Annotated in this window: 10 protein-coding genes; 1 reads left to right on the forward strand and 9 read right to left on the reverse strand. The window is 65.4% G+C overall.

Translation table 11 applies throughout. The annotated features are described in order from the left end of the window. The 7 genes from HKL97_RS13095 to HKL97_RS13125 form a co-directional block, all read right to left on the reverse strand. On the reverse strand, positions 1 to 2372 hold a 2372-nt coding region (locus HKL97_RS13095; RefSeq protein WP_291426082.1), incomplete at its 3' end, for a Lon protease family protein. A 61-nt stretch (positions 2373 to 2433) separates the two neighbouring features. Continuing rightward, positions 2434 to 3012 carry a nitroreductase family protein gene (locus HKL97_RS13100; protein ID WP_291426084.1) on the reverse strand — a complete coding sequence of 193 codons (579 nt, stop codon included), beginning with the start codon at positions 3010 to 3012 and terminating at the stop codon, positions 2434 to 2436. A gap of 50 nt (positions 3013 to 3062) precedes the next feature. Next, complete coding sequence (locus HKL97_RS13105) at positions 3063 to 4190, reverse strand: ABC transporter permease (protein ID WP_291426087.1); 1128 nt, start codon at positions 4188 to 4190, stop codon at positions 3063 to 3065. Positions 4191 to 4194: 4 nt separating this feature from the next. After that, on the reverse strand, positions 4195 to 5331 hold the full coding sequence (locus tag HKL97_RS13110; protein WP_291426089.1) for an ABC transporter permease: 1137 nt from the start codon (positions 5329 to 5331) through the stop codon (positions 4195 to 4197). Beyond that, entirely contained in the window at positions 5328 to 6269 is a 942-nt protein-coding gene (locus tag HKL97_RS13115; RefSeq protein ID WP_291426091.1) for an ABC transporter ATP-binding protein, read from the reverse strand. Before HKL97_RS13115 ends, HKL97_RS13110 begins: the two co-directional genes overlap by 4 nt. Beyond that, positions 6266 to 7201: an ABC transporter ATP-binding protein gene (locus tag HKL97_RS13120; protein ID WP_291426094.1), complete on the reverse strand. Its 936-nt coding sequence runs from the start codon at positions 7199 to 7201 to the stop codon at positions 6266 to 6268. The genes HKL97_RS13115 and HKL97_RS13120 overlap by 4 nt, the downstream gene beginning before the upstream one ends. Then, a complete protein-coding gene (locus HKL97_RS13125; protein WP_291426096.1) occupies positions 7198 to 8199 on the reverse strand; it encodes an efflux RND transporter periplasmic adaptor subunit in 1002 nt (333 codons plus the stop codon). The genes HKL97_RS13120 and HKL97_RS13125 overlap by 4 nt, the downstream gene beginning before the upstream one ends. Before the next feature lie 216 nt (positions 8200 to 8415). On the opposite strand from HKL97_RS13125, the gene HKL97_RS13130 reads away from it, so the two are divergent. Continuing rightward, the gene (locus HKL97_RS13130; RefSeq protein ID WP_291426098.1) at positions 8416 to 10002 is read left to right on the forward strand and encodes a CYTH and CHAD domain-containing protein; all 1587 of its coding nucleotides are present in this window, start codon (positions 8416 to 8418) and stop codon (positions 10000 to 10002) included. Between the two features lie 39 nt (positions 10003 to 10041). Here the strand turns inward: HKL97_RS13130 and thpR are convergent, their stop codons facing one another. Further along, positions 10042 to 10575, reverse strand: a complete 534-nt coding sequence (gene thpR / locus HKL97_RS13135; RefSeq protein ID WP_291426100.1) for an RNA 2',3'-cyclic phosphodiesterase — start codon at positions 10573 to 10575, stop codon at positions 10042 to 10044. An 81-nt stretch (positions 10576 to 10656) separates the two neighbouring features. After that, on the reverse strand, positions 10657 to 11849 hold a 1193-nt coding region (locus tag HKL97_RS13140), incomplete at its 5' end, for an aminopeptidase family protein P (protein ID WP_291426102.1).

The following is an 11849-nucleotide window of genomic DNA, read 5'->3' on the forward strand; positions in this document are numbered from 1 at the left end:
CGCAGCCGCGCTTCCACCTTGGCGTTGACGCTGCCGGGGGTGAACGCGCGGTCCGCCTCGCGCGCCCCGGCCGGCAGCCCGGTGAGCAGCGAGATGCCTTCATCCGCCGTGCCGATGGCGTAGATGGTGAAGCGGCCCTGCTCGCAGGCCTGCACCACATCCTGGCGCAGCATGAGGTGCTGCACGTTCGATTTGGGGATGGCCACGCCCTGCGTGCCGGTGAGGCCGCGCTTGGCGCAGATGTCGAAGAAGCCTTCGATTTTCTCGTTGGCGCCGCCGATGGCCTGGATCTCGCCCTGCTGGTTGATCGAGCCGGTTACCGCGATGTCCTGCCGCAGGGGCACGTCGGCCAGGGCGGAAAGCAGCGCGTAAAGCTCGGCGGAGGAGGCGCTGTCGCCCTCCACGCCGCCGTAGGATTGTTCGAGCACCAGGCTGGCGTAGAGGGACATTGGCGTATCCAGCGCGAAGCGCCCGGCGAGGAAGCCGGAGAGGATCAGCACCCCTTTGGAATGGATGGGGCCGCCAAGCTTTGCCTCGCGCTCGATGTCCAGCACATTGCCGCTGCCGGGGCGCACGCGGCAGGTGATGCGCGAGGGCCGCCCGAAGGCGAAACCGCCGAGTTGCAGCACGCTGAGACCGTTGATCTGCCCGGTGCGCGCGCCTTGCGTGTCAATGAGGGCGATTTCCTGCAGGATGGACTCCTGGGCGCGGTCGCGCAGGCGGGCGGCGCGGCGGATCTGTTCATTAATCGCCTTTTGCACATCGGCGCGCGTGGTGAGCGTGTGCCCCGCCTCGCCGGCGCGGAAGTCGGCTTCGATGATCAGGTCGCGCAGTTCGCCGGTGAGCAGGGAAAGCTTGCCCGCGTTCTCGGCCATGCGTGCGGCCTGTTCGATGATCAGGCCGACGGCCTCGCATTCCAGCGGCCGCAGCTTATCCTCATAAGCGAGGTTGGAGATGATATGCGCCATCGCCGTCTCGTTGGTCTCCGAACGGTCGAAATCATCCTCAAAATCAGCCAGGACCTTGAAATGCTCGGTGAGTTCGGGGTCGTACATGGCGAGCATATAGTAGAGCATGCGGTCGCCGAAGAGTACGATTTTCAGGTCCAGCGGAATCGGATCGGGCTCCAGCGTGACGGTGCTGGTGAGACCGAGGAAGTGGTTGACATCCTCGATGACGATTTCGCCCTGCTTGAGCAGGCGCTTCAGCGCCGTCCAGCTGAACGGCTCGGTGAGCAGGCTGCGCACGTCGAGCAGCAGGTAGCCGCCGTTGGCGCGGTGCATGGCGCCGGGTTTGATGAGGCGGAAATTGGTGAGCAGCGCGCCCTGCTGGGACATGTATTCGATGCGCCCGGTGAGATGGCCCAGCGTGGGATGCGGCTCCTGCACGATGGGCGCGCCAGTTGCCGTGGCGTCATGGCTGATCATGACATTGACCTCGTAACGGTCAAACGGGCCGCCCGGCCCCAGGGCGGCGCCCTGGGCTTCCTCGCCCTCGGGTTTGACGATGAACATGCCGATGTTCTCGATCAGGTCGGCGCGCACCGCCTCAAGATGCGCGCTCACCTGCGGCATGTCGGCGAATTTGGTTTTGGCGTCCTCGATCAGCGGGGCGATTGTGAGGCTGGCGGTGTCGCGGTTGAGTTTGCGCACCTCCTCGCGCCGGGCTTTTTCCCAGGCGGGGAACTGGTGCATGATATGCTCAAGCTCGGGCTCCAGGGTCTCGATATTTTTTTGCACCTCCCGCTGCTTGGCTTCGTCCCAGGTACGGAATTCGTCCGGGGAGATGACCTGGCCGTTCTTGGCCGGGGCAAAGGCGAAACCGAGCGGCGTGCGCAGCAGCACGAGCCCGGCGGCTTGCGCCTTGTCGCGCAGGGCGGCGAAGGCGTCGGCCTGTTTTTTCTGGAAGACCTCGTCCACCGCGCCGCGGCGCTTCTGGTAGTCCTCGCTCTCGAAGGCCATCGGCAGGGCGGATTTCAGGTCCTCGATCAACTCGTGCATCGCCTTTTGGAATTGCGGCGCGCGCCCGGCGGGCAGGCCGATGGCGGTGGGGCGATGGGGGGCCGCGAAATTATGCACATAGACCCAGTCTGACGGTGCGGGGCGATCAGCGCGGGCGGCGGCGAGCATGGATTCAACCGATTGCCGCATCCGCGCCCCCGGCGCGCCGATGGCGAACAGGTTGAAGCCGGGCCGCGTCACGCGGCTTGCGAAACGCACGGCGTCCAGCGCGCGTTTCTGGCCGGTGAATCCGTCCATGGGCGGGCATTCGGCGGTGGTCTTGAAGGTGAGGGCGGCAAGGTTGGCGGCGCGGCGCAGCCGCGCGGGGGCAATGGCCAGGGAGGCAGGCGGCATGGGAGTCTCTGCGGACATTTATCTTATTTCCTCACTTTAGTTTATGAGCGGCGAGGCTTCGTGCCGCCTTTGTGTGGAATTATGCGGCGTAGCCGATTGTCTGCGCGAAGGTGACAAACTGCTCTTTCGGCAGTTTCAGGGTTTTGGCGAGTTTTTCCCGCTCGATGGCGCCGCGGAACACGGTGGAGAGCCCTTCCGCGGCGCAGAACAGATACACGTTCTGGCCGATGCAGCCGGTGTCAACGGAGGCATAGAGCCGGCGCTCCGCCTCGGGCACCTCCATGCGCTCGCCATGGGCGACATAGATGAGATCAAGCGGTGCGTTGCCGGGAAAATCCTGAAGGCCGGTTTGGGCGCGGATGTCGGCCGGCAGATGCGGCAGCAGGCGGTGGGTGGCGGGGTCGTAGAGAAAGACGCCGTTTTCCATGGCCACGTAGATGTCCATGATCATGACATGGCGCCAGTAGGGGGCGGTGCGGTCGCCATTGGCGCGGTTGATGCCGCAGGCGGCCCACAGCAGATCGGAGAGGAGCTGCTCGGGGATGGGTTTGGAAGTGTAGCTGCGCGTGGAGTGGCGCAGGTTCAGCGCGTTGCGTAAGGGCATCCCGCCTTCGCGGTTGGGTGGGGGGAGATCATGTGGCTTCGAATGGTGCGTCATGCTGGCACTCCTGATTGGCGAGGCTGATTGCTTTTACGGCTGTTTTCCATTTAATCCAAGGATTTACGAAAGCGAATGACGCTGATGGCGAGCATGCCCGCCGCCAGGGCGGCAAGGGCGGCAAGGTCTGGCCAGAGCGCGCCCAGGCCCACGCCTTTAAGGAAGATGGCGCGGACGATAACGAGGAAATAGCGCAGCGGGTTGATGAAGGTGAACCATTGCAGCGCCCGCGGCATGGCGGCGATGGGGAAGGCGAAGCCAGACAAGGTGAACAGCGGGTTGATGAAGAAAAAGTTAAGCGCGAAAGCCTGCTGCTGCGTGCGCGAGAAGGTGGAGAGCAGCAGGCCGAGACCGACCGCGGCGAGCAGGAAGAGCGTGGCGCCGAGCAGCAGGACCAGCGGATTGCCGGTGAAGGGGATGTCAAACCACAGCGTACCGAAAATGGTGACCAGCGCGACATCCCCCAGGCCGATGAAGAAGAACGGCACGGTCTTGCCCAGGATGAATTCGAACGGCCTAATCGGGCTGACCATGATTTGTTCCAGCGTGCCCAGCTCTCGCTCGCGCACCACGGCGAAAGCGGTAAGGCTGACGACCTGCATCAGCGTGAGCGTGCCGATGACTCCGGGGATGAAGAACCAGACATCGTTCAGCCCTTCGTTGAACCAGGGGCGCTGTTCCAGCGAGACCGTGATGCCGCCCGGCGGCGCGGTGGGTTGAGGCCAGCCGCCGGCTATGGCGCCGGCCTGGAAGCGGTCGGTAATCTGGCTGACATAGCCAAGCGCGATGAGCGCGGTGTTGGAGTTGGTGCCATCGACAATGACTTGCAGGGGCGCGCTCTGGCCGTTGAGCAGCTGGCGGGCGAAGCCGGCGTGGATGATGATGGCGGCGGTTGCCGTGCCGGTGTCGATATCGTGCGTGACCTGGGCCTGGCTGGTGGCCATGTCCACGATGTTGAAGCGGCCGGTGGCGTAAAAACGCGAGAGCAGGGCGCGGCTGGCGCTGCTGTGGTCGAGGTCCAGCACGGTGGTGGCGACGTGGCTGATGGTGAAGGTGGCGGCGTAGCCGTAGATGACCACCTGCAAGATGAGCGGCACGACCAAGCGGAAGAGTGCCCAGCGGTCGCGCTTGAGCTCCAGGAACTCCTTCATGAACATCACATAAAGGCGGTCCAGCACGGCGCTAGTCCAGCCGCTTGCGGAAGGCGCGCGCGGCCAGCCAGAGCACCGCCACCGCGTAGGCGAGCAGCGCGGCGATCGAGCTTGCCATCTCGGCGAGCGAGCTGCCCTTGAGGAATTCATCGCGCAGGAGGGTGACGTAGTAGCGTGCGTAAACCAGAAAACTGATGGCGCGGATGGCGGCTGGCATCTGGTCGAGGGGGAAGGTGTAGCCCGAGAGCATGGCGATGGGCAGCATGGTGAGCATCAGCGCGATCTGGCTCGCGCCAAGCTGGTTGTGGATGCGTACCGAGAGCAAGTAGCCGATGCCCATGACGACGATGCCGAACAATGCGGTGGTGAGGATGAGCGTGAGCACGCTGCCGCGGAAGGGCACCTGGAACCAGAAGGCGGCGGTGAGCAGGCAGAAGGCGGCGTCCAGCAGGCCGATGAGGAAATAGGGGCTGAGTTTGCCGATTAAAAGCTCGGTGGAGGTTACCGGCGTTGAGATGAGCTGCTCCATGGTGCCGCGCTCCCACTCACGCGCGACGGTGAGCGAGGTGAGCTGCGCGCCGACCAGGGCCAGAATGATGGCAACCACGCCGGGAATGATGAAATTGCGGCTGTCCAGGGTCTCGTTGTACCAGACGCGCGATTGCAGGTTGATGCTGCCTGCGGTGGGCGGGCGGACGCCGTGCTGGGCGTCCCATCGGCGTGCGAAGGTGGCCGCGGTTTGCGCGATAACGCCCTGGGCATAGCCGGTGGCGATGTTGGTGGTGTTGGCGTCTGTGCCGTCGAACACGGCCTGCACCTGGGCCTGGCCGGTCTGCGCCAGCACGCGAGAGAAGTTCACCGGAATGACCAGGGCGCCGATGCAGGTGGCGTTGTCCATCGCGGCGCGCACCGCGCGGTTGCTGCCCAGGATGGCGGCGGTTTTGAACCAGCCGGAGGCGGTGAAATCCTGCAGCATCTCGCGGCTGGTTTGGCTGTTCTCCTGATCGTAGAGGCACAAGGGGACATGCTTGATGTCCAGGCTGATGCCGTAGCCGAGGAGGACCATCTGCATCAGCGGCATGAGCAGGGCGATGGCGAGGCTGCGCGGGTCGCGCCAGACCTGCAAGGTCTCCTTGTAGGCGATGGCCAGGATGCGGCGCGGGTTCATGGGCCAACCTTCTGCCGCCGGGAGACCAGCTGCACGAATACATCCTCCAGGCTGGGCAGGATGGCGCGGATGGGGCCGGCTTCCATGCCCTGGGTGGCGAGGTGGGCGAGCAGCGCCTCGCCGCTGGTGCCCGCGCGCAGCAGCACATGCAGCTTATCCGCGAAAATGGCGGCTTCGATGACGCCTGGCGCTTGGCGGGCGGCGGCCAGGGTGGCGCCCAGGATGGGGCACGCCAGCTCGAACAGCTGGCCGCCAAGCTCGTGGCGGCGCAGTTCGCCGGGGCTGCCCAGGGCGATGAGCCTGCCCGCGTCGATCAGCGCGATGCGGTTACAGTATTCGGCCTCGTCCATGTAATGGGTGGAGACCAGAATGGTCACGCCATCGACCGCCAGGGTGTGGATGAGGTCCCAGAAGCGGCGCCGCGCCTCGGGCTCCACGCCGGAGGTTGGCTCGTCAAGGAACAGCACTGGCGGGCGGTGCAATATGGCGCAGCCCAGCGCCAGGCGCTGCTTCCAGCCGCCGGCCAGCGTGCGCACCAGCGCGCCCTCGCGCCCCTCAAGCCCCGCCATGGACACCGCAAAGGCGATGCGCTCCGGGATTTGCGGGCGCGGCACCTGATAGATGCCAGCGAAGAAACGCAGGTTCTCATGCACCGTGAGGTCCCCGTAAAGGGAGAATTTTTGCGACATGTAGCCGATGTGCAGGCGCACGATGTCCGGCTGGCGGACGATATCGTACCCCGCGACGCTGGCGCTGCCCGAGGTTGGGCGCAGCAGGCCGCAAAGCAGGCGGATGGTGGTGGATTTGCCCGCGCCGTTGGGGCCGATGAAGCCGGCGACCTCGCCCTTGGCGATCTCGAGGTCGAGATGGTCCACCGCCGTGAAGGTGCCGAATTTTTTTGTCAGACCTTGGGCGATAACGGCGGGGGCGGTGTTCATGCCGGGGCTCCGCCGCCAACCAGGGCCACGAACACATCCTCGATGGCGGGTTCGATGCGGTTGATGCCTGTGAAGGCGATGTTCCGGGCGTCGAGTTTGGCGCGCAGTTCGGGCGCGCGGCGGGCGGCATCGTCAACGCGCACATTAACCCGGTCGCCCATCAGCAGCAGGCCCAGCACGCCGGGGGCATCGGCGAGGGCTGCGCGCACGGCGCGCGGGTCTGCCGCGGTGATGGCCAGCAGCATCCCCGGCATCGCTTGTTTCAGCCTGGCCGGGGTGTCGCAATAATGGATTTTGCCTGCGTGCATCAGCGCCAGGCGCGAGCAGCGCTCGGCTTCGTCCATATAGGCGGTGGAGAGCACGATGGTGACGCCGCTTTCGCGCAGATTGTAGAGAATGGCCCAGAAATCGCGCCGCGAGACGGGGTCGACCCCGGTGGTGGGCTCGTCCAGCAGTAGCACGCTGGGGGTGTGGATGAGCGCGCAGACCAGGCCGAGTTTCTGCTTCATGCCGCCCGAGAGCTGCCCGGCGAGGCGTTGCTGAAAGGCGGTGAGGCCGGCGGCCTCCAGCAATTCCCCCGCGCGGGCGCGCCGCAGCTTGCGCGGCACGGAGAACAGCTCGGCATAGAAGAAGATGTTCTCCGCGACGGTCAGGTCCTCATACAGGCCAAAGCGCTGGGGCATGTAGCTGAGTTTTGATTTTGCGGCTTCCGGGTTGGCGATGACATCGATGCCCTCCACGGCGATGCTGCCGGAATCAGGCCGGAGCACGCCCGCCAGCATCCGCATGACGGTGGTTTTTCCCGCGCCGTCCGGCCCGGCGAAGCCGAAGATCTCACCGCGCTGGATGCTGAAGTTGATATCGCGCACCGCCGCTGTGGCGCCGAAGCTGCGCCCCAGTTTTTGCGCGGTGATGGTGGCGGCGCTGCTCATGGCCCGGCGGGGAGCAAGGCGATTTTGGCCCCGGCGGGCATGCCGGGAAGCAGTTCATGCGTGGGGTTGGCGATGTCGATGCGTACCCGGTAGACGAGGGTGATCCGCTCCGCATGGGTTTCCACGGTTTTGGGGGTGAATTCAGCCTCCGGCGAGATGAAGCTGATGCGCCCGGCGTAAATTTTGCCGGGGTAGGTGTCGGTGGTTACGTCCACGGCCTCACCAAGCCGGATTTTGCCGAGGTCCGGCTCGTTGATGTAGGCGCGTAGCCAGACATGGTCGAGGTCATCGAGCGTGACGATGGCGACGCCAGGGGCGGCGAGCTGGCCAAGCTCCGCCTCGCGCACCGCGATGACGCCGCTGAAAGGCGCGCGCAACGTGGTGTAGGAGAGGGTGATGTCATCCAGTGCCAGTTTGGCGCGCGCGGCGCTCTCGCTGGCTTTGGCGAGGCCGATGTTGGCCTGCGCCACCTGCACCAGGGCGGCATCATGCGCCACCGTGGCGGTGGCTTGCTGGGCGGCGGTGCGCGCGAGGTCCCGCGCCTGAACCGAGACGGTGCGGGTGTTCACCAGGGCCTGGGCGCGCTGGTAGTCCTGCTGCGCCTGAAGCTGGCCGAACTGGCCGCTGGCCAGGGTGCTTTGCGCGGCGGCGAGGTTGCTTATGCTCACGGCCACCTGCGCGGCGGCGGTTTGCACATTGGCGGCGTCGATGGCGGCCTGCTGGCGGTAGAGGCGGTCATCCACCCGGGCCAGCACGGTGCCTGCCTGCACGGTTGCACCTTCATCGAAGGGCAGGGCTGTGATCGGCGCCTGTACGCTGGTGAAGCTGAGCACGCTCTCATGCGCCTCGATATTGCCGGAGACGATGACATGCCCCGCACCCGGCGGTGGCCCGAACAGCACGGGCGCATACCAGAGGGCCAAGCCGCCGGCGAGCACGAGAACAATGGCGCCACCCAGCAGAATGCGTTTTTTGGCGCTGGGTTTGTCTTCCGGCATTTTGGCAACTCCTTGTTGTTTTTGTATAGGCTAGGCGCGCGTGGCTGGCCTTGACCTGAATCAACGCAGGCGCGGCCTTGAGACTATGCTTGCAAACCGGTTGCGAACAACCGGCCAGGGCAGGCGGTTTGGACACGGAGGCGCAACCGTTATAAGCTGCGCGGTATTGGTTTTTTCCGTAATCGGGTGTGAACCCCAGCTGACGGATTTTGTATTTTGCCCGCATCAGACCAGCCCGCCGCCAGTCCTGAAAATCCGCTGATACCGCAGATGAGCGCGGCCATGCGTGAGGAAGAGCTGAAGTTCACGCTTGCGCCGGCGGCTTTTACGGCCGCGCAGCAATGGGAGCGGCTGGATGCGTCCGCGCGGCGCCCGCGCGCGCGGCGGCTGGTCACGGTTTATTTTGATACGGCGGCGGGCGATCTGGCGCGGCACAAGGCGAGTTTGCGCGTGCGCACCGTGAACCGCCGCCATGTGATCACCTTCAAATGGACGGGCAGTTTTGCCGGAGGGTGGTTCGAGCGCGGCGAGGTTGAGGCGGCAAGCCCCACGCCGGAGCTGGATATTGACCTGCTGCCGCCCGAGATCGCGCAGGCGATTACCCGGCTTGCCGCGGGGCGCAGGCTGGAGGCGGTTTACAGCAGCGATATCAAGCGCGTCGTCAGGATGATCCATGAGGATTCCGCCACAATCGAGGTGGCGTTTGACGTGGGGGTGATAAGTGCGGGCGAAAAAACCTGCCCGGTGCGCGAGATAGAGATGGAACGTAAATCCGGCGGCGCGGCGGCGCTGTATCGCCTGGGGCTGGCGTTTGTGGCGGCGTTTCCGGCGCGGCTGGAGAGCCGGAGCAAGGCCGAGCGCGGCGCGGTGCTGGCCGCGGGCAAGGCGCCGGAGGCGGTGCGCGCGGTGGCGGGGTTGCAGGGAGAGCCGGTGCTCGATAGCGCGATCGGCCAGTTGATAAACGCCTGCCTGGGGCAGTTCATCGCTAACTGGCCGGCGTTTGAAGCAGGCGATGCGGTGAAGGCGGTGCATCAGATGCGCGTGGCGATGCGCCGGTTGCGCTCGGTGCTCGGGCTGTTCCATCGCGCGTTTCCCAATGCGGGGTTTGCGGTTTTTCGTGAGCAGGCCAGGGATATTGCCAACGCGATGGGCGAGGCGCGCAACTGGGATGTGTTTGCAGCGATGGTAAGGCACGGGCCGGCTCCGGCTTTTACCGATGAGCCTGGCTTTGAGAGTTTGCTGGCGCAGGTTGAACAATTCCGCGCGGCTGGGCATGAGGCGGTGCGCGCGTTGCTGACCGGGCCGCAGACCATGCGGTTTGTGCTGGGCTTGCAGGGGTTCGCCGCGGCGCATGGCTGGCGCAACGCGCTGGAAGGCGAGGCGTTGCCGGATTTGAGCATGCCGGCCAGGGAGTTCGCGGGCGCAAGCTTGGCGCGGCTGCATCGCAAATTATTGCGTGATGGCAAGAATATCCAACATCTCGCGGTGGTGGAGCGCCACGAGCTGCGCAAGGATTTGAAGAAGCTGCGCTATGCGGTCGATTTTTTTGGCGGGTTGTTCGATGCGCGCAAGCCGCTTATGTCCTATGCCAATAATTTGGAGAAATTGCAGGACAGGCTTGGAGTTTTTAACGATCTCGCGGTGGCGCGCGAATTGGCGTTGCGGCTTGCCGCCGGTGATGATGGCGCGGCCTGCCGCGCGGTGGGGATTGTGCTGGGCTGGTGCGCCCGCGGCGCCGTGGAGGATGAGGAGCAGCTGCGCAAGGATTGGAAGAAGGTTAAAAAAGTGAAGCTGTTCGCGTAGCGTGCAGGCGGCAAGAGCGGCGGCTGCGGGTTGGGGCGCCTACCCCAGCGCATATTCAGCCTCGGGCGTATAGGTCGGCTGGTCCTTGCCGAGAAAACTGCTGAACAGGGTTACGCTGTCAGCGCGGATCGGCGCTGAGCGGTAGAGGTTGTGCGCCTGCACGAAGCTGGCGATGGCTGGAGTTACCGGCGTGTCCATCCGCGCCAGGGTGACATGCGCGATAAACCGCCGCCGGTCCGCCGGGATGCCGACACGGTGCAGCGCGGTTTCCACCTTCGCCTGCAACCGCGCGAGGTCGGCGTTGCGCTCCACCCCGGCCCAGAGCATCGAGACGCGGCCGTTTTTCTCGAACCAGCCAAGCCCGGAGAGGCAAAAGGAAAAGCTGCGGCCGCGCAGGGTGGCGAGCGCCAGATCTATCTCCTCGGCCTGCAGGCGGTTGGCCTCGCCGATGAAGCGCAGGGTGAGGTGGAAATTTTCCGCCGGCACCCAGCGTGCGCCGGGAATGTTGCAGGAAAGATCTGCAAGTTCTTCTTTGACCTCCCACGGGAGGTCCAGAGCAACGAACAAGCGCATGGTTCGGTCACCTTACGGCTTGGGGTCCGGCGCGAATCGCGTCCTGGAATTTTGCAATACCGGCGTTTGCCGGGTCAATGTTTATATTTTGGCGGTGGCCTGCGCCAGCCAGCCGCGGGCATCGGCGGGCAGATGCGGGGCGAGCTCGGCGTAGACTCTGGCATGGTAGGCGTTCAGCCAATCCAGCGCCGGGGCGGTGAGCAGGGCGGGGTTGATCAATGCGCGGTCAAACGGGGCGAGGGTGAGCGTCTCGAAGCGCAGAAATTTGCGCTTTTGCGCGGGAAATTCGGCAGGCTGCACCAGCACGAGGTTTTCCAGCCGGATGCCGTAGGCACCGGGGAGGTAGAAGCCGGGTTCATTGGAGAGGATCATGCCCGCTTGCAGCGCCACGGGTTTTGCCGCGCGCGAGATGCTGGCCGGCCCCTCATGCACCGAGAGATACGAGCCGACGCCGTGGCCGGTGCCGTGGTCGTAATCAAGTCCGGCCTGCCACAGTGCGGCGCGGGCGAAGGCGTCAATATGCGCGCCGGCGATGCCTTCGGGGAAGATCATCCGCGCTAGCGCGATATGCCCGGCGAGAACACGGGTGACATGCTCGCGCACCGCATCGGGCGCGGGGCCGGGGCCGGTCCAGATGGTGCGGGTGATATCGGTGGTGCCGTCGAGATACTGGCCGCCGCTGTCGATGAGGTAGACCTCATCGGGTTTGATGGCGCGGTTGCTCTGCGGGGTGACCCGGTAGTGGATGATGGCGCCATGTTCGCCCGCGCCTGAGATGGCGGGGAAACTCTCGCCGCGGAAATGCTCCGCGCGCGCGCGCGCGGCCAGCAGGGCTTCAGCCGCCGAGATTTCGGTTTGCGCGCCTGTGGGAGCGGTTTTCGCCAGCCAGGCGAGAAAGCGTACCATGGCGGCACCGTCGCGCTGGTGGGCGGCACGCGCGCCGGCCTGTTCCACGGGGTTTTTCAGGGCGCGCGGCAGGGCGGCGGGGTCCGGCGCTTCGGCGATACTCGCGCCGGCCGCCTCCAGCGTGGTTTTGAACCAGACGGGCATGGCGGCGGGGTCGTAACGGACGGTTTTACCGGCCAGCGCCGCCAGGGCGGCGGGCAGGGCGGCGCGCTCGGCCAGGGTGACATCGGGGCCGAGATGTGCGCGGGTCTCGGGCGGGAGTTTTACGCCGGGCATGAACAGCGTGGCGGTGGAATCCGCGAAGAGCAGGGCAAAACCAAGGGCGATGGGGGTGAATTCAACATCAGCGCCACGAATGTTGAACAGCC

The sequence above is a fragment of the Acidocella sp. genome, from assembly GCF_013044125.1.
Lineage (GTDB): Bacteria > Pseudomonadota > Alphaproteobacteria > Acetobacterales > Acetobacteraceae > Acidocella.

Excerpts from the sequence above, each read along its gene's own strand:
- HKL97_RS13100 (WP_291426084.1), bottom strand. The coding sequence starts at position 3,012 with ATGACGCACCATTCGAAGCCACATGATCTCCCCCCACCCAACCGCGAA.
- thpR (WP_291426100.1), bottom strand. The coding sequence starts at position 10,575 with ATGCGCTTGTTCGTTGCTCTGGACCTCCCGTGGGAGGTCAAAGAAGAA.
- HKL97_RS13125 (WP_291426096.1), bottom strand. The coding sequence starts at position 8,199 with ATGCCGGAAGACAAACCCAGCGCCAAAAAACGCATTCTGCTGGGTGGC.
- HKL97_RS13110 (WP_291426089.1), bottom strand. The coding sequence starts at position 5,331 with ATGAACCCGCGCCGCATCCTGGCCATCGCCTACAAGGAGACCTTGCAG.
- HKL97_RS13120 (WP_291426094.1), bottom strand. The coding sequence starts at position 7,201 with ATGAGCAGCGCCGCCACCATCACCGCGCAAAAACTGGGGCGCAGCTTC.
- HKL97_RS13115 (WP_291426091.1), bottom strand. The coding sequence starts at position 6,269 with ATGAACACCGCCCCCGCCGTTATCGCCCAAGGTCTGACAAAAAAATTC.